This window comes from Pseudomonas sp. EYE_354, from assembly GCF_023148575.1.
In the GTDB taxonomy this organism is placed as follows: Bacteria; Pseudomonadota; Gammaproteobacteria; order Pseudomonadales; family Pseudomonadaceae; genus Aquipseudomonas.
Genome location: NZ_JAHXNQ010000019.1, coordinates 77,660 through 93,175, shown reverse-complemented (window position 1 = coordinate 93,175; position 15,516 = coordinate 77,660). Strand labels below are relative to the sequence as shown.

Below are 15,516 nucleotides of genomic sequence, written 5' to 3'. Positions count from 1 at the left end.
GGTCGCCTCGCCCTGGACGTCATAACTGCTTGGAGAGAAACACGCGGCTGCTGCCCTCTGGCGCACAGGGTATTTCCCCAAACCGCACCCACCCATTTTTTTCGTAGAACCCTGGCGCCTGAAAGCTGATGGTGTACAGCACGGCATTCAAGCAACCCCGGCGCCGGGCTTCCTCTTCGAACGCGTGTAACAACCGGCTGCCCAGGCCCACACCGCGCAGTGTTTCGGGCAAGTGAAACAGGTCGAGGAAGGCCATGCCGAACGCGGTCCTGCCGGTTATGCCCCCGAGTATTTCCCCGGTGTGCGGGTCTCGGATCAACGCGCTCAGAGGGCGCCGGTCATGGTAGCCGCTGGCGTGTTCGTTGAACGCCGCCAGACCGCTGCTGAGAACGCGCTCGGCATCGGGGTTGGGCTGGTCGCTGATTTCAATAAGCGGTGCGTTCATGACTGACTCCCTGGCTGTTAGAGCGCTTTAACCATCTCATGCCACGCCATGCCACCGTGGTCCGAGGGCGATGGCCGAACGTAGGTGTAGCCCATGCGCTGGTACAACGGCACGTGCTGCTCCTTGCACATCAGGTGAATGGTCTGCTTGCCCAAGGCTTGCATGCGCTGCACGAACTCGCTCATCAGCCGCTTGGCATACCCTTGGCCCTGATGCGCCGGGTCCACCACCACCGACATTATCACCACATTCGGCGCCTCGGGCGCATGCCCCACCAATTCCTTGAACGCTTCGTCCGACATCACCACGTCATGGGCGCAGCCACTGTTGATAAATCCCACCACCGTGGTATCGGCTTGCAGAATCAGAAAACCCTGGGGGTAGCGGGCAATGCGCGTGGCGATCTTTTCCAGGGTGGCGGCTTCGTCGCCTTCGTAGGCGCTGATTTCGATGTCATAGCAGCGGGCGGCGTCGGCGGGGAGGGCGTTGCGCAAGGTGAGGGCGGGCATTCGGGTTCCTGGAGGTTGAGCGAAGGGCCCTATCATAGAGACAAAACCACCGCGTTGCCTGCCTTCACCGGGCGTGGGTATGGCAGCGCGATGCTGGATCACCTTGAGTGCGTTGCCCGGGAACTGGCTATTGAAGAGGTGGTGCTCGACGCCACGTTGAATGCCGCGGGCTTTTATCGCGGGTTTGGCTACGTGGGCGATGAACCGGCGATTTACCACGCGCCGTCGGGGTTGCAGTTGGCGTGTATTTCCGATGAAAAGAAACTGGGTTAAACCGATGACCCAAGCCAACGTTGGGTAGACACCGACGACCACCGGCACCTGCAGCGGGTATTCCTCAGTCACGCAGGTGCGCGCGCAGGCTGTCGACAACCTGCCCAACCGATGGCCCTTGGATCAACGCAGGCGTGGGGCTCTCGCCAAATTCGCGCCACACAAACAGCGTTAACTCCGCGCCGTCGGTCAGTGGGTGTCCCTGGGGCTGCAAACCCAAGTCTTGCAGTCGCCGGTAACGCGCATCCTGCCAGAACGAGTCCTCGACCCAGTCATACACCGGGATGAAGTGAAAATGCAGAGGAAATCCCGGCATATGTCCATAGCGGCTTATATACAAGTGCTTGGGTTTGAGGTGTGCTTGCATGACGCGCTGGGTTTTAGCCAGCAGCCCACCCAATTCGGCCAACGCCGCATCCGGCATGTCCGCCAGGGCATCCACAGGCGCCTTGGCGCCCAGCATCAGGTAACCCGGCAGATGCGTGGCTAGGTGATGGTTGAGCAACCAGTGCTCGGTCTCAAGCAGGATATAAGCGGGATCAATCTGCATCAGCACGCGTCCTTGGGAGCAAGGCTGCCAGGATAACAAGCCCGTCGGCCTGTATCCCTCAAAACCAAGCCATCTGTGTCTATCGCACGTGCCGGCAGCTGGATAGTCTCACGCCACGTCAACCGACCACCGAGTACACCATGGAACTCACCGCTGTCCCGTTTGGCATCACCGACTGGTCCACCGTCGCGCCCGAGCGTCACCCAGGCGTTACCGGCAGTGCCTCGTGGCGCACCTGCCATTTCGGCACCACCCGCGTGCGCATGGTCGAGTACACCGCCGGTTACCTGGCCGATCATTGGTGCACGCGCGGGCATGTGCTGCTGTGCCTGGAGGGCGAGTTGCATACGGCGTTGGAAGACGGCCGTCAGTTCACGCTGACGGCCGGGATGAGTTACCAGGTGGGCAATGACATGGAGGCCCATCGCTCATCGACAAGCGTTGGGGCGAAGCTGTTTATTGTCGATTGAGCGGCACGGTCAGTGCATCTTGCTGTGGTCCATGTGGCTATGGTCCACACCATCCAGGCCGCGCGCGGTGGCGCTCACGTCGACGCTGTGTTTTTCGCCCTTGGCGTTTTCCACGGTCAGGGTCAGCGGTACCTGATCACCTTCCTTGATCTGTCCGGTCAGGCCCATCAGCATCACGTGGTAGCCGTTCGGGTCGAGCTTGACCGCCTGGCCTGCGGGCAGGGCCACCGAGTCCACCGGGCCCATGCGCATCACGTCGTCCTTCATGCTCATTTCATGGATCTGCACGTCCTTGGCCACCGGCGAGGCGACACGCAGCAACTGGCTGTCGGTGTCGGCGGTGAGGGTCATGAACGCGCCGCTGGACGGCTGGCCCGGCACTGAAGCGCGCACCCAGGCATCGGTCACTTGAACCTCGGCGCTGGCATGCGCGGCGAAGCCCAACAGGGCGAGACTCAAGGTCAGGCGCTTGAGGTGTTGTACGGCAGTCATTAGCAGACCTCCATGACGGTGAGCAGGTCTTCTGCGCACTCTTTAGCGGTAAGGGATGCTTGCAGGCCCAGGCGCAGGTTGCCGCGGGTGTCGAAGACAAAACTGGTGGCCGTGTGGGACAGGGTGTAGGTGTCGCCGGCGGGGATCTTTTCATAAAAGATCCCGAACTCCTTGGCGGCCACGGCGATTTCTTCCGGGGTGCCGTACAGCGCCTCGAAGCTGGGATCGAAGGCCTTGACGTACTTGTCGAGAATCTCCGGCGTGTCGCGCTCCGGGTCCAGGGTGATGAAGATCACCTGCATGATCTCGCCGTCGCGGCCCATCAGCTTCTTGGCCTGAGCGGCGCGGGCGAGGGTGGTCGGGCACACGGCCGGGCACTGGGTGAAACCGAAGAACACCACCGGCATCAGGCCACGGTAGGAACTGAGGGTCACGGTGTCACCCTCGGTGTTCTTGAGCTTGAAGGTGCGGCCCATGATCTTGTCGCTCAGGTCCTTGCCGTACCTGAAGTTCAATTTTGGGCTGCTGTCACAACCGGCCAGCAGGCCCAGACCCAGCAGGCTCATGCCGGTCAGAACGTTGCGGCGGGTCAATAGCGTACTCATCAACTGGGCATCCTGTGAAACGCCTGCATTGCGCTGGATCTACACATCAGGCTTTGAAAAGGAGTAAACGAGGAGGGCGCCAAGTCTACCAACCCTGGCTACCCCACGTAATCTGCGACGTTCTGCCACAGGTGCGCGGTGCATTTGGCCTCTTTTGTGTCTCGGGTGGTAGAGTCGCCGCCATGAAATTGAGCCATTCCAACCGTTCGCTGATCGCCTGGAGCCTGTACTTCTGCGTACTGATGAACCTGTTCGTGTGCGGTTTGGGCCATGGGCAGATGGTGGGCCAGCAACTCAACGGGATCGGCGGGGCGTTCTGTTCGGTGGCGGGTAAACAGGCGCCACTTTCCGACAAAGGGTCCGGCGGCGCGGCTTCCAGTAACATCTCGAACTACTTTGCCTGCCCAGTGTGCGCCACCTTGACGCTCGCCCTGGTGTTCCTGATGGGCCTGGCCTGGCTGCTGGGCCTCTCGCAAACCCCGCGCCCGGCCTATGCGCGGCGCAACAAGGCGCCGCCACGCTACGTCTGGCCCTCGGCCAACCCCCGCGCTTCCCCCGCCGTCTGACGTGTGCCTTGGGCCGCCTGTAACAGGGCGGCGTTCTATCGTCACGACTGTGAGTGCGTTTCATGAGCCACCCATTGCCTGCCGGCGCCCGTCGCCTGCGTGCCGAACCTGTACCTGCGCAATACCCCAGCAATTCCCGCTGCTTCGTGCACCTGGATGCACGTCTGTTGCCGTACTGGCACAGCCTGTTCGACATCTGTCCGGCGCTGCTCAAGCTGGACCCGCCCGAGGGCCTGAACCTGTTTCGCAGCTTCATGACCTGGGCCTACCGCAACCAGCCCGCCCAGGACTGGACCTACCACCTGAATGTCTGCCGCTGGCTGCTGGACTCGCCGTATCGCGAGCAGATTGACGATGAGCCCATCGAAGCCTTCATGGCCGCCGCGGCGGCCTGCTGGGTCAATACCGATGACAGCCCGGCCGAAGGCGTGGTGCTGGCGTGGCAAGGGGTGACGCTGTTCGATTGGAAAAAACCTGGGCGCGCCGCTGTCGAACCGCGCGCCTTGCCCCCCGCGCCGTGGGATTTCGCCTGGTGCCCACTGACCGCACGCGGTGGCTTCAGCGGCTGGAGGGTGCCTCCCGACCTGGCCCCACCGGCAAACGGTATCGTTCCCGGGCCCCCACGGGCACGTTCCAAGGCCTGGGCGTGACCTGGCGCAGCACGGTGCTGCAAGGCACGTCAGCCGAGCCTTGATCGGCATCAAGGCTGCACCCTGCGTCCGCCGGCACACTGAGCGCTCCCCGGCCGGTCCCCTTGAGAGGCCACGATGCTCTATCTGCTGCTGTTATTGGCTCACCTGTTCGCCGCGCTGATTTTTATCGGCACGGTGTTTTTCGAGGTGCTGATCCTGGGGCACTTGCACCGGCACTTGCCGCTGCGCGTGATGGTGTTGGTGGAGCAGGGCGTCGGCCGGCGTGCCAGGGTGCTGATGCCCTGGGTGTTGCTGGTGCTGTTCGGCGCCGGGCTCGGTATGGTCTGGCTGCGTTATTGGCCGGCGTTGGCCGCGCCGTTGTCTTCCTCGTTCGGCACCTTGTTGAGCCTTAAGTTGATCCTCGCCGCCAGCGTGCTCGCGCACTTTTTGCTGACCATGGCGCGGATGCGCCGGGGCAGCGTCAGTGCGCGCTATATCCGTGGGGTGCACCTGAGCCTGTTCGGGCATATGGTCGCGATTGTGCTGTTGGCCAAGAGCATGTTCTACCTCACCTGGTAAAGCCCTTGATGCACATCAAGGTGCGCCGTGGCGTCGCACCGGACAATGGCTCACCGTCGCCTGTTCCGGAGCCTGTCATGCACACCGTCATCCCACTCGCTCGCGCACACCAGGCTCAAGGCGTGCTGGACTTGAACGGGCATGTCGACCAGCGCAAGTTCCACGTCGGTGACCGTTGAAGGGCAGTTGTTGTTGTGTTTGGGGCAGGAAGATGCGCTGGATTTTCGCGCTTTGTTGCGGCGCTATCCGCTGGATGACGGGCCGTTGGTTGAGGCGTTGCGTATGGGGTTGAGGGGCAAGCTGTTGCGGCATGATTTCAGGGGGGATGGGGTGATTGGGGGAACTGAGTATTGAGTACATATCCGTTGCGGCAGCACGGATATGTACTCTGTCCTACCATCGACACCCCATCCTGAACCAACCCCTGTGTTCGGGGCCCCAGCTGTAAGAACGGACCCAATTGACATCAATCAAGCCCACCAGCCGCCACCGGACGTAGGGTGTGGCTATCGCCCACCGGCAAGGATCCCGCCCATGGCCAAGCCTTTCCCCCTGCACCCCAAGCACCCCGAACGCATCTGCTGGGGCTGTGATCGCTACTGCGGCGCCAGCGACCTGGCCTGCGGCAACGGCGCCGACCGCACCATGCACCCCGCCGAGATGCTCGGTGACGACTGGTACGAACACGGCGACTGGGGCCTTGCCCCCGAGCCACCGAGCGCCGATGAGCCGTCAACTGCCTGAACGCGGTTTTCTGGGTGGTTTCGTGTCGGAATCGGAGTCCGCAGGTTTGGACGTTTTGTCCGTCTGCTGCTGGTCGCTTTCCTGGGTTTTTTTGTCCCGGTCGGAAGGGCTGCTTGGATAAGTCCCGGGCGGCAGGGCAGAGCCGGCGGCGCCGTCGCCCGCCAAGGCATCGGCCGCAGCTGTGGGGTTGTCGCCAAATGCAGCAAAGGCAGGTTGACCGCACAGGGCAGTCAGGGTGAGGGCGAGCAAAATCCTTCGCGAGTGCTTCATGATTCAATCCTCTTGATCCATTGCGCAAAACTGTTTCCCTCTCCCCGACGCAGTGGGACGACGGGCGGTAATCAAGCCGCCATCGGTTTAGCGCCCATGGTTTTTTTATACGCTGCTTTCATGGCTTCCATTTCTGCACCAAGCGCTTCGAGCTGCGCTTTGCCGAGCAGTTTTTTCGCTTGAGGGAACATCTCGGTTTCCTCTTCCTCGATGTGATGTTCCAACAGTTCCTTGACCACTTTTACCCGGCCGGAAAACTCGGTGGTGGAAGGTTCGGTCTTCTTAAGATCAGGCAGCACCAGGGCGTCGACGGTGCGGTGCTCTTCCTTGGCTTCGTGGTACATGACGTCTTGTTCCTTGCCGCCGGCTTTACGGAAGGCTGGGTAAAGAATCTCTTCCTCCAGCTTGGTGTGCAGAGTGATTTCCATCTCCAGCTTGGCCAGCAATTCGGTGCGCTTTTTTACCCCGCGTTCGGTGGACTCGTTCAGTTGGGTCAGCAGCGTTTTGACACGTTCGTGGTCGGCTTTGAGAAGGTCGATCGCATTCATGATGAAACCTCACAGACTGGGTTCGGGCGCGTCGAAGTGCGCGCCTCGTCGGAGTCATTGCATCAGCCGTACCAATTTATAATTTCGATAAAAGTACCTATGGATCAATGGGTTGTGGCGAATTAAAGACGGCTCGGGTCGTGCAGCTTGCATGGTCGGCGGTCAAGCGGATTGCATTACGCCCATGGTGGTCGGCCGGCTTGATGAATGTGGCGCCTACTGCCTGCTTGACCTCACAGGCCAGGCCGCCAGGTCTCTATCCACGTGCCGGCTCAAATAGCACAAATCCGATGGAACCCTTGGGGCTCGTGCTTGACCTAACCCTTAGACCTCAGGAGGTGAAGCATGCAATTAGAATATGTCTGGATTGGGTTGGCGGTGATTGTGCTGCTGTTGGAGTTGTGGGCCATCAACGTGGTACTGCGTAGCACCAGCGGCTGGGAGACCAAGGGGTTATGGTTGGTTATTCTGATCTTTGTGCCGGTGTTGGGGTTGATCGCCTGGGCGATGTTCGGGCCTAAGCGTGAGATGGCCGAACACCGTAAAAGCTGAGGTTCAGCACGGTCGGCAAACAGGCGCCCCATGGGGCGCCTGTTTACGTTCAGAGCTCGACTATCAGCCAGCCACGGCGCTGGCAATCGCCTCGTTGAACGCCGGCAGGTCATCCGGTGTGCGTGAGGTGATCAACGTCCAGCCATTGGCTTTGCATTCCTTGACCTGGGCATCGACCCAGCCGGCAGCACCGGCGTTTTCCAGGTCGATGCGCACGCTTTTATACGAGGTCAGGGTCTTGCCCTTGATCACGCCCGCGTCGATCAGCGTCCAGGGCCCGTGACAGATAGCGGCGATGGTCTTGCCGGCGTCGGCGAAGTCTTTGATCAAGCGCAATGCCGCCGCGTCCTGGCGCAGAGTGTCAGCGTTGACGGTGCCGCCGGGAATCACCAGCGCGTCGAAGTCGCTGCTAAGAACGTCCGACAACTGCACATCGGATTCTACCGTCTTGTCCTTCTCGGTATCGCCGACGAAGGTCTGGGTGGTGCCGCCCTTGCTGGAACCGTGGGTCACGGTGGCGCCATAACCGCGCAGCGCTTCCAAAGGCTTTACCAGCTCATCGCGTTCGATGCCGGTGTTGGACGTGATGATAAGGATTTTCTTGCCGCTGAGTGACGAACTCATGGTCGAGTCTCCTGTGTGCTGGGTGGATTATTTGGCGTATTTGCTTTGCAGCTCCTTGGCCATTTGCAGGTGTTTTTCCAGGGTCGGCAGCGTCTCGCTGGCGAATGCCTTTAACTCGGCGTTGTCCGAAGAAGCAGCTTCTTTCTTGAACAATTCGACGGTTTTTTCATGGGCGGCCACCTGGTTGTTGGCGTAGGCCTTGTCGAACGATTCGTCGCGCATTTCGAGGATGGCTTTTTTGGCTTTGTCGGTCAGCGCGGCGTCATCCGGCACTTCAATATCCAGCTTTTTCGCCAGGGCCATCAGTTGCTGATTGGCCTTTGTGTGGTCGGTGACCATGTGCTGGGCGAATGTTTTTACATCGGCCGATGTGCTTTTTTCCAAGGCCAGCTTGCCGGCCTCGACTTCGGTGATACCGCCTTGTGCGGCGTTTTCAACGAAGTCGTTGGACGTGGCGGCCATGGCGGTCGAGATAGAGCCCGCAACCAGTGCGAATGTCAGGCCCATTTGTTTCATCAGCAAAGTAGTCATGGTGTTTCTCCTTGAAAATGGCGAGTGCCAGTACCTGTCTGTTGAGCCGATGCCTGTGCAAAAGGTTTAAATTTTTTTCGCGAAAATCCCGCAGGGCAATTTCTTTGAACGATCGAAATGCCACACGCTCTGCTGCATAAGTGCGCGCTGTTTCTGCGCGCTTTCAATGGCTTGGAGAGAGACCGTGACCGACCCTAAGACCGCCGACAAAACCCCTGACCCGATCAGTTCTGAAGACGCCCAGAAAGGTACCGACGATGCTTTAAAAGGTCAGACCCTGGCGCAGGCGAATCCCAAAACAGAAACCGTCGACAAAGTGCTCACGCCCACATCGATCAAAGACACTGAGCGCCAGACCGATGCGATCCGCGAGCAGGCCGCAGACGCCGAGCGCAAACTGGACCGCTGAGCATGGCAGGTGTTATTACCGCCGCCGACCTGGGCATCGAGCTCAAGCCCGATGACGACAGCAGCCTGTTCAAGTGGTTTATCGCCAGCTTCCTGATGGGCAAGCGCATCCAGGCTTCGATTGCCGCGCAGGCGTACAAGGTGATTGTCCAAGAGCATGGCCGCGACACCGCGCGCAAGTTGCAGCACTGCACCCCGCGCGAACTGGTGGCGATGCTGGGCCGCGCCCATTACGTGCGCTATGACGAAACCACGGCGCAGCGCTTGCTGGACCTCAGCGCCAAGTTGAACGCCGACTATGCCGGCAAGCTCACCCAGATGCGCAGCGCCAGCGCCGACCGCCAGGCGTTCGAGCAGCGCTTGGCTGAGTTCGAGGGGGTAGGGCCCAAGACCATCGAGATTTTCATGCGCGATGCGGCGGCGGTGCTGTTTTGACGCCAGCGTTGTATGTGGGATGCGCGGGCTGGAGTTTGCCGCGTGAGCACTGGCCGGCGTTCAGCCGTGAGGGCACGCATTTGCAGCGCTATGCGTCACGCTTCAATGCGGTGGAGATCAACAGCTCGTTCTATCGGCCCCACCAGCCGAAAACCTATGCGCGCTGGGGACAGAGCGTGCCGCCAGCGTTTCGTTTTTCGGTGAAGGTCCCCAAGCACATTACCCACACCCGGCGTTTGCAGCAGTGTGAGATGGCGCTGGATGAATTTCTCGAGCAATGCTTGCCATTGCGCGAGCATCTGGGCTGCCTGCTGGTGCAATTGCCCCCTTCATTGACCTATGAACCCGCCACGGCCGACGCGTTTTTTACGGCGTTACGTCGACGGTTTGCCGGCAATGTGGTGCTTGAACCACGCCACTTCAGTTGGCACGCCGCTGAGGCGCTGTTGCAGGCAATGCAGATAGGGCGCGTGGCGGCCGACCCGCCGGTGCTTGACGCCTCTGTCACCTGGGCCGGCTGGCACGGCGTGCGCTATTGGCGCCTGCATGGCTCGCCGCGCGTCTATCACAGTGCCTATGGTCCGGAACGTGTGCAGGCCTTTGCGCGACTTTTGGGCCAGTCGGCTGCAGAGGGCGTTCCCACCTGGTGCATATTCGACAACACCGCGAGCGGCCATGCGGTGGCCGACGCCTTGTCTCTACTCGACCTCAACCCGCAGAACGTCCACACCTAGCTGCTCATACGCCTCCAGGTTCGGCACATGCCACTCGGTGATTAATGTGTGAATGCGGTTGCACGGCGCCACCACAAACGGCTCCACGGCGCCGAGTTTGTCGGCGGTGGTCACGGCCACTACGTGGGAAGCGCTGTCGAGCAGGGCTCTTTTGACCGCCACTTCATCAAAATGCAGCGAACTGATGCCCACCTGCGGGTGCAAGGCGCACACGCCGGTAAACAGCAGGTCGGCCTTGATGCTCTGGATCAGGCGTACGGCTTCGAAGCCGCCGGTGGAGAGTGTGGCGGGGTTGAGTTGGCCGCCGGCCAGGATCACGTTCACATCCGGATGGTCGGCCAGGGCGATGGCGATCATCGGCGAGGTGGTGACAGCGGTCAGGCGGATCGAGCGCGGCAATGACTGAGCGATCTGCAGCGTGGTCGAGCCGGAATCGAACAACACGATCTGGCCGTCCTGCACTTGGTTTGCGGCCAGTCGTGCAAGATGGCGCTTGGCCTCATTGCTCTCGCCGACGCGGGTGAAGAAGTCCTTGCCGGTGTCTTTCGGCCGGGGCAGGGCGCCGCCGTGTACACGTTGCAACAGGCCGGCGGCGGCGAGTTCGCCGAGGTCGCGGCGGATGGTGTCCTGGGACACGGCAAAGTGTTCGACCAATTGCGAGGCGGTGACTTTGCCGTCGCGTTCCAGCAGCAACAGAATCTTCTGTTTGCGCAAGGACGGCAGATCAATGGCTTGGTGGGTGTTATGCATGTTTTTGCACTTATTTGCGGGTTTGTGCGAGATTAGTCGCCGGTCGATCTAAACGCAATGGCTGGTTGCAGGGCCGATGGGCGGTTACTCTCTGGGGTCAGTTCAGGGAGAGGTGACCTAGATGTCGTTGATGACAACCATCGAAGATTTACGCAAGCTGGCGCAAAAACGTGTCCCACGGATGTTCTACGACTACGCCGATTCCGGGTCCTGGACTGAGAGCACCTACCGCGCCAATGAAAGCGACTTTGCCGCCATCAAGTTCCGCCAGCGTGTGGCGCGCAATATCGATGAGCGCTCGATCCGCGCCAGCATGATCGGCCAGGACATGGCCATGCCGGTCGCGCTGGCGCCCACCGGTCTGGCAGGCATGCAGCATGCCGATGGCGAAATACTCACCGCGCGTGCCGCCGCTAGGTTCGGCCTGCGCTACACCTTGTCGACCATGAGCATCTGCTCGCTGGAAGACATCGCCGAGCACGTCGGCCAGCCGTTCTGGTTCCAGCTGTACGTGATGCGCGACCGCGCCTTTGTCGAGCAATTGATCGAACGCGCCAAGGCTGCCGGTGTGGACGCCCTGGTGCTGACCCTGGACTTGCAGATTCTTGGGCAACGTCACAAAGACTTGATCAACGGTCTGTCGGCGCCGCCCAAGCTGACCCTGCCGAATATCCTCAACATGGCGACCAAGCCGCGCTGGGTCATGGGCATGCTCGGCACCCAACGGCGTGGCTTCGGCAATATCGTCGGGCATGTGAAGGGCGTGGCGGACATGAGTTCGCTGTCGTCGTGGACCGCTCAACAGTTCGATCCGCGCTTGAGCTGGGACGATGTGCAGTGGATCAAAAAATGCTGGGGCGGCAAGCTGATCATCAAGGGCATCCTCGATGTGGAAGACGCCCGTCTGGCCGCCGATTCCGGCGCGGATGCGTTGGTGGTCAGCAACCATGGCGGCCGTCAGTTGGACGGTGCACCCTCGAGCATCAGCCAGTTGCCGGCGATTGTCGACGCGGTGGGTGAGCGTATTGAGGTGTGGCTCGACGGTGGCATTCGCTCCGGCCAGGACGTGCTCAAGGCCATGGCTCTGGGCGCCAAGGGCACGATGATCGGCCGGCCGCATTTGTACGGTTTGGGTGCCATGGGGGAGGCGGGCGTGACCAAGGCGCTTGAGATCATCGCCCGTGAATTGGACGTGTCGATGGCATTGTGCGGGTATAACGATATACGCGATGTGAATCGCGAGATTTTGTTGCCCGGTACATTTCCAGAAAGCATTCGATAAGCAAAAAAAACGTAAAAAAATAAAAAGAGTTGTCCACGGAAACCGTGGGTATCTCTGTGGATAACTTTGCGAACCCCCGGCTGGCTTGGCGATTTAAGCATAGATCAATATTTGATCAACTTTGCGTTTGGGCCAGCATGGGCTGGGTTTGCGCTTGACAGGCAAGTGCGGACCCAGTGCCGAAAACCTATTTATGACGGGTTATTGCGGCCTGTGGAGTGCGTAACCACCTGCGCCGGCATCCGGGCTTGCATCAGGTTGTCGAGTGCCTGGCGATAGCTGCGACCGGCCAGGCTCATGCTGTTGTTATGGCTGGCACCGGGCACCAACAACAGCCGCTTGGGTTCCCTGGCGGCGTCGAACAACTGCTGGCTGAAACGCGGTGGCACGTAGCGGTCGTCAAGGCCGTGCACCACCAGCAGCGGCATCTGGATGTCGGCGATCTTGTCGATGGAATCGAACTTCTGCGACAGCAACCAGCGCACCGGCAACGAGGTGTTGGCCACCGCCGTGGCCACATCCGCGAGGGAGGTGAAGGTTGATTCGATCACCAGCCCGCGTACCGGCAGCGGCGTCTGCTTACCCAGTTCCGCCGCCAGGTCGATGGCCACCGCACCGCCCAGCGAGTGCCCGTAGATCAGGCGTTTGCTTGGGTCTGGTTGCAGCACCTGGAAACGTTCCCAGGCGATACGCGCGTCCTCGTAAACCGTGGTTTCCGAGGGAAGGTCACCTTTGCTTTGGCCAAAGCCACGGTAATCGATGGCCAGTACCGAATAACCGAGTGCCTGCAGTTGCTCGATACGAAACAGCTGCCCGGTGAGGTTCCAGCGCACGCCGTGCAGGTAGAGCACCGCCGGCGCGTCTTTCTGGTCGGCCGGGTACCACCAGGCGTGAATGTTCTGCCCTGACTTGAAACTGGCGGGCTTGAGTTCAAATTCCTGCACCGCCTTCGGTAAACCGCTGTACCAACTGGCAGTGCCCGGCTCGATACGAAACACCAGCTCGCGCTCTTTTTGTTGCAGTACGCTGCACCCCACCGGCAAGCCGACGATCAACACCAGCATGCACAACAGGGGAAACCAGCGCAGGCGCAAGCGCGACAGAAAACGAGAAGACATGAAGGTTCCAGGGCAAAGGTGAAGCAGGGTTTTTACCAGATGGCCTACAGCGGCAGGTATAAATTCGACAGTCGTGCAGGGTGATTGCTTGCAAAGTATTACAGAGCTGACAATGGCGCCTTCTTTTGAACAAAGGCCCGACCATGGACAACAGCCCCGTTCGCATCACTGCCGAAGAAACCCTCTCGGACAATTGGTACCTCCTCAAGAAATACAGCTTCGACCTGCGCCGCCGCGACGGCAGCTGGCAAGCCCAAACCCGCGAGGTGTACGACCGAGGCAATGGCGCGACCATCCTGTTGTACAACCGCGAGCAGCGTACGGTGGTGCTGATTCGCCAGTTCCGCATGCCCACGTTCGTCAACGATTACCCTGGTTACCTGATCGAAACAGCCGCCGGGTTGCTGGACAACGCCAGCCCCGAAGAACGCATCCGCCTGGAAGCGGAAGAAGAGACGGGCTACCGCGTGGGGCAGGTGGAGAAGGTCTTCGCGGCGTTCATGAGCCCGGGTTCGGTTACCGAGCGGATTCACTTTTTTATCGGCGAATACCAGCCAGGGGATCGCGTGAGCAGTGGCGGTGGCCTGGAAGAAGAGGGCGAAGACATCGAGGTGTTGGAACTGGGCTTCGAGAAGGCATTGGCGATGGTGCAGAGCGGGGAGATTGCGGATGGCAAGACCATCATGCTGCTGCAGCACCTGGAGTTGAGGATGTTGAAAGACGGCTGGTGAGTCGGCCCTTTCAGGTGAGGTACGCGTTGATCCCACCCGCCAACGTCACCGGGTCTTGCGTGAGGTAACGACCAATATCCGGATTGTAGTAGCGATGGCGGTTGTAGTGCAGTCCGCTTTCTTGATCGAAAAAGGTATTCAGGCATTCACGAAAGTCACGAAAGACGCCTTCGGCATCGACCTTCTTTACGTCCATTGGGGTCAGGGCCAGCCTGCCGATGGCCGGGTTCAAGGCATTGCCCCATTAACCAGGGCCATAACGAAGACAACCATCTGCAATCCCTCGCACTGTGTATTCAGGCGAAGGACTTTGCAGCGGTTATCAGGGGCGGGGAGTAGAGGTTATCCGGCGCTTGCGTGGGGCGTTTCGACAATTCGCGTCCCCGCTATGCGACTGCCGGCTATTGTCAGAAATTTCCCACAAGAGTACAAATGTACTCCATGACAACCCTGACCCCCCGCCGTACCGCCATCCTGACCTTCATCCGCGACCGTATCGCGCAGCAAGGTCAGCCCCCGAGCCTCGCCGAGATTGCCGAGGCGTTCGGCTTTGCCTCGCGCAGCGTCGCACGCAAGCACGTCGTGGCATTGACCGAAGCGGGTTTTATCGAGGTCAACCCCAACCAGGCCCGCGGTATTCGTGTGCTTAATCAAGCCGCGCGCCCGGAATGGCTTGACGTGCCCGTGCTCGGCCGTGTCGCCGCAGGCCGGCCCATTGGCGCCGACGCCGAAGTGCACAGCCGTCTGCAACTGGACCCGAGCACCTTCGCGAAAACCCCCGACTACCTGCTGCGGGTACAGGGCGACTCGATGATCGAAGACGGCATCCTCGACGGTGACCTGGTGGGCGTACGCCGCAGTGCCGAAGCCTTGAACGGACAGATCGTGGTGGCGCGCCTGGACGGCGAAGTCACCATCAAGCGGTTTGAACGCAGTGGCGACAGCGTGCGCCTGCTGCCGCGCAACCCCGCGTATCAACCCATTGTGGTGGGCCCGGATCAGGACCTGGCCATCGAAGGGGTGTTCTGCGGCCTGGTGAGGCAAGGCTGATGGGCGCCGTGGTTGCGCTGGATACGCTGTTCAACGGCGGCCGCGTGTGGAAAGGCCGACCGGCCGCGCCTCCCGCCAGCGCGCACCCCACCGGGCTGGCCGCGCTGGATGCGGTGTTGCCCAGCGGCGGCTGGCCGGAGTCGGCGTTGAGTGAAATCCTGATGGCCAAGGACGGTATCGGTGAGCTGCAACTGGTGCTGCCGACCCTGGCGCGCTTATCCAAAGCAGGGGAACGCATTGTGTTGGTGGCGCCGCCCTATACGCCGTACCCCCATGCCTGGCAGAACGCCGGGGTGGATGTACGCCGGCTCTCGGTGATCCAGGCCGAGGAGCGTGACGTGTTGTGGGCGGTGGAGCAGTGCCTGCGTTCCGGCAGTTGCGGCGCGGTGTTGTGCTGGCCGCGCAAGGTCGATGATCGCGCGCTGCGGCGTCTGCAAGTGGCGGCGGAAACCGGCCAGACCCTGGCGTTTGCCTGGCGCGCCTTGAGCGAAGCGGTCCATTCATCGCCGGCGGCCTTGCGCCTGGCGGTCGAAGCAGCGCCTGCGCAAGTGCGGGTGCTCAAGTGCCGCGGTGGCCTGGCTCATCCGGCGCCGATCGCGCTGGCCGGGCACTGAGGTT

Annotated in this window: 25 protein-coding genes and 2 pseudogenes; 15 read left to right on the top strand and 12 right to left on the bottom strand. The window is 61.0% G+C overall.

What is annotated here, in order from left to right:
- Positions 1-19: 19 nt before the first annotated feature.
- Together KZX66_RS22890 and KZX66_RS22885 are read right to left on the bottom strand one after the other, a co-directional pair.
- Positions 20-445 (bottom strand): GNAT family N-acetyltransferase, encoded by a 426-nt coding sequence (locus KZX66_RS22890; protein WP_248083513.1) that lies wholly within the window; start codon positions 443-445, stop codon positions 20-22.
- Positions 446-462: 17 nt separating this feature from the next.
- Complete coding sequence (locus KZX66_RS22885) at positions 463-954, bottom strand: GNAT family N-acetyltransferase (RefSeq protein ID WP_248083512.1); 492 nt, start codon at positions 952-954, stop codon at positions 463-465.
- Positions 955-1,008: 54 nt separating this feature from the next.
- On the opposite strand from KZX66_RS22885, the pseudogene KZX66_RS22880 reads away from it, so the two are divergent.
- Positions 1,009-1,227: pseudogene (locus KZX66_RS22880) on the top strand (GNAT family N-acetyltransferase); the annotation flags it as partial.
- Between the two features lie 64 nt (positions 1,228-1,291).
- On the opposite strand, the gene KZX66_RS22875 reads toward KZX66_RS22880, so the two are convergent.
- Positions 1,292-1,777: an HIT family protein gene (locus tag KZX66_RS22875; RefSeq protein WP_248083511.1), complete on the bottom strand. Its 486-nt coding sequence runs from the start codon at positions 1,775-1,777 to the stop codon at positions 1,292-1,294.
- Between the two features lie 140 nt (positions 1,778-1,917).
- Between KZX66_RS22875 and KZX66_RS22870 the strand changes: the two genes are divergently transcribed.
- The gene (locus KZX66_RS22870; RefSeq protein ID WP_248083510.1) at positions 1,918-2,247 is read left to right on the top strand and encodes a DHCW motif cupin fold protein; all 330 of its coding nucleotides are present in this window, start codon (positions 1,918-1,920) and stop codon (positions 2,245-2,247) included.
- A gap of 9 nt (positions 2,248-2,256) precedes the next feature.
- On the opposite strand, the gene KZX66_RS22865 is transcribed toward KZX66_RS22870, so the two are convergent.
- Positions 2,257-2,739 (bottom strand): copper chaperone PCu(A)C, encoded by a 483-nt coding sequence (locus KZX66_RS22865; RefSeq protein WP_248083508.1) that lies wholly within the window; start codon positions 2,737-2,739, stop codon positions 2,257-2,259.
- Entirely contained in the window at positions 2,739-3,344 is a 606-nt protein-coding gene (locus KZX66_RS22860) for an SCO family protein (RefSeq protein ID WP_248083507.1), read from the bottom strand. Before KZX66_RS22860 ends, KZX66_RS22865 begins: the two co-directional genes overlap by 1 nt.
- Positions 3,345-3,526: 182 nt before the next feature.
- On the opposite strand from KZX66_RS22860, the gene KZX66_RS22855 reads away from it, so the two are divergent.
- The 5 genes and pseudogenes from KZX66_RS22855 (at position 3,527) to KZX66_RS22835 (ending at position 5,865) form a co-directional block, all read left to right on the top strand.
- Positions 3,527-3,910: a DUF2946 domain-containing protein gene (locus KZX66_RS22855; protein WP_248083506.1), complete on the top strand. Its 384-nt coding sequence runs from the start codon at positions 3,527-3,529 to the stop codon at positions 3,908-3,910.
- A gap of 62 nt (positions 3,911-3,972) precedes the next feature.
- Complete coding sequence (locus KZX66_RS22850; RefSeq protein ID WP_248083505.1) at positions 3,973-4,560, top strand: putative natural product biosynthesis protein; 588 nt, start codon at positions 3,973-3,975, stop codon at positions 4,558-4,560.
- A 117-nt stretch (positions 4,561-4,677) separates the two neighbouring features.
- A complete protein-coding gene (locus tag KZX66_RS22845) occupies positions 4,678-5,121 on the top strand; it encodes a hypothetical protein (RefSeq protein WP_248083504.1) in 444 nt (147 codons plus the stop codon).
- A gap of 168 nt (positions 5,122-5,289) precedes the next feature.
- A pseudogene (locus KZX66_RS22840) lies at positions 5,290-5,475 on the top strand (GTP 3',8-cyclase MoaA); the annotation flags it as partial.
- A 180-nt stretch (positions 5,476-5,655) separates the two neighbouring features.
- On the top strand, positions 5,656-5,865 hold the full coding sequence (locus tag KZX66_RS22835) for a DUF3079 domain-containing protein (RefSeq protein WP_248083503.1): 210 nt from the start codon (positions 5,656-5,658) through the stop codon (positions 5,863-5,865).
- On the opposite strand, the gene KZX66_RS22830 is transcribed toward KZX66_RS22835, so the two are convergent.
- The gene (locus KZX66_RS22830; protein ID WP_248083502.1) at positions 5,854-6,135 is read right to left on the bottom strand and encodes a hypothetical protein; all 282 of its coding nucleotides are present in this window, start codon (positions 6,133-6,135) and stop codon (positions 5,854-5,856) included. The two genes, KZX66_RS22835 and KZX66_RS22830, sit on opposite strands and share 12 nt — an antisense overlap.
- A 71-nt stretch (positions 6,136-6,206) precedes the next feature.
- Complete coding sequence (locus KZX66_RS22825; protein WP_248083501.1) at positions 6,207-6,683, bottom strand: hemerythrin domain-containing protein; 477 nt, start codon at positions 6,681-6,683, stop codon at positions 6,207-6,209.
- 345 nt (positions 6,684-7,028) lie between these two features.
- Between KZX66_RS22825 and KZX66_RS22820 the strand changes: the two genes are divergently transcribed.
- Positions 7,029-7,235, top strand: a complete 207-nt coding sequence (locus tag KZX66_RS22820) for a PLDc N-terminal domain-containing protein (RefSeq protein WP_248083500.1) — start codon at positions 7,029-7,031, stop codon at positions 7,233-7,235.
- A gap of 63 nt (positions 7,236-7,298) precedes the next feature.
- On the opposite strand, the gene KZX66_RS22815 is transcribed toward KZX66_RS22820, so the two are convergent.
- On the bottom strand, positions 7,299-7,859 hold the full coding sequence (locus KZX66_RS22815; RefSeq protein ID WP_248083499.1) for a type 1 glutamine amidotransferase domain-containing protein: 561 nt from the start codon (positions 7,857-7,859) through the stop codon (positions 7,299-7,301).
- A 27-nt stretch (positions 7,860-7,886) separates the two neighbouring features.
- Positions 7,887-8,390: a DUF4142 domain-containing protein gene (locus KZX66_RS22810; protein ID WP_248083498.1), complete on the bottom strand. Its 504-nt coding sequence runs from the start codon at positions 8,388-8,390 to the stop codon at positions 7,887-7,889.
- Positions 8,391-8,574: 184 nt separating this feature from the next.
- On the opposite strand from KZX66_RS22810, the gene KZX66_RS22805 reads away from it, so the two are divergent.
- From KZX66_RS22805 to KZX66_RS22795, 3 genes are read left to right on the top strand one after another with little or no spacing between them, the layout of a single operon-like run.
- Positions 8,575-8,799, top strand: a complete 225-nt coding sequence (locus KZX66_RS22805; RefSeq protein ID WP_248083496.1) for a hypothetical protein — start codon at positions 8,575-8,577, stop codon at positions 8,797-8,799.
- A 2-nt stretch (positions 8,800-8,801) separates the two neighbouring features.
- Positions 8,802-9,233, top strand: coding sequence for a DNA methylase (locus KZX66_RS22800; RefSeq protein ID WP_248083495.1), 432 nt, complete (start codon positions 8,802-8,804; stop codon positions 9,231-9,233).
- On the top strand, positions 9,230-9,967 hold the full coding sequence (locus tag KZX66_RS22795; protein ID WP_248083494.1) for a DUF72 domain-containing protein: 738 nt from the start codon (positions 9,230-9,232) through the stop codon (positions 9,965-9,967). Before KZX66_RS22800 ends, KZX66_RS22795 begins: the two co-directional genes overlap by 4 nt.
- On the opposite strand, the gene KZX66_RS22790 is transcribed toward KZX66_RS22795, so the two are convergent.
- Positions 9,932-10,717, bottom strand: a complete 786-nt coding sequence (locus KZX66_RS22790) for a DeoR/GlpR family DNA-binding transcription regulator (RefSeq protein WP_248083493.1) — start codon at positions 10,715-10,717, stop codon at positions 9,932-9,934. The two genes, KZX66_RS22795 and KZX66_RS22790, sit on opposite strands and share 36 nt — an antisense overlap.
- A gap of 121 nt (positions 10,718-10,838) precedes the next feature.
- On the opposite strand from KZX66_RS22790, the gene KZX66_RS22785 reads away from it, so the two are divergent.
- Positions 10,839-11,999, top strand: coding sequence for an alpha-hydroxy acid oxidase (locus KZX66_RS22785; protein WP_248083492.1), 1,161 nt, complete (start codon positions 10,839-10,841; stop codon positions 11,997-11,999).
- A gap of 191 nt (positions 12,000-12,190) precedes the next feature.
- Here the strand turns inward: KZX66_RS22785 and KZX66_RS22780 are convergent, their stop codons facing one another.
- On the bottom strand, positions 12,191-13,117 hold the full coding sequence (locus KZX66_RS22780; protein ID WP_248083491.1) for an alpha/beta hydrolase: 927 nt from the start codon (positions 13,115-13,117) through the stop codon (positions 12,191-12,193).
- Positions 13,118-13,260: 143 nt separating this feature from the next.
- On the opposite strand from KZX66_RS22780, the gene nudK reads away from it, so the two are divergent.
- The gene (gene nudK, locus KZX66_RS22775) at positions 13,261-13,848 is read left to right on the top strand and encodes a GDP-mannose pyrophosphatase NudK (protein ID WP_248083490.1); all 588 of its coding nucleotides are present in this window, start codon (positions 13,261-13,263) and stop codon (positions 13,846-13,848) included.
- Between the two features lie 10 nt (positions 13,849-13,858).
- On the opposite strand, the gene KZX66_RS22770 is transcribed toward nudK, so the two are convergent.
- Positions 13,859-14,080 (bottom strand): RHS repeat-associated core domain-containing protein, encoded by a 222-nt coding sequence (locus KZX66_RS22770; RefSeq protein WP_248083489.1) that lies wholly within the window; start codon positions 14,078-14,080, stop codon positions 13,859-13,861.
- 200 nt (positions 14,081-14,280) lie between these two features.
- Here KZX66_RS22770 and lexA point away from each other — a divergent pair, with 200 nt between their 5' ends.
- Together lexA and imuA are read left to right on the top strand one after the other, a co-directional pair.
- A complete protein-coding gene (lexA, locus tag KZX66_RS22765; protein ID WP_248083488.1) occupies positions 14,281-14,898 on the top strand; it encodes a transcriptional repressor LexA in 618 nt (205 codons plus the stop codon).
- On the top strand, positions 14,898-15,512 hold the full coding sequence (imuA, locus tag KZX66_RS22760; RefSeq protein WP_248083487.1) for a translesion DNA synthesis-associated protein ImuA: 615 nt from the start codon (positions 14,898-14,900) through the stop codon (positions 15,510-15,512). Before lexA ends, imuA begins: the two co-directional genes overlap by 1 nt.
- Positions 15,513-15,516: the final 4 nt, after the last annotated feature.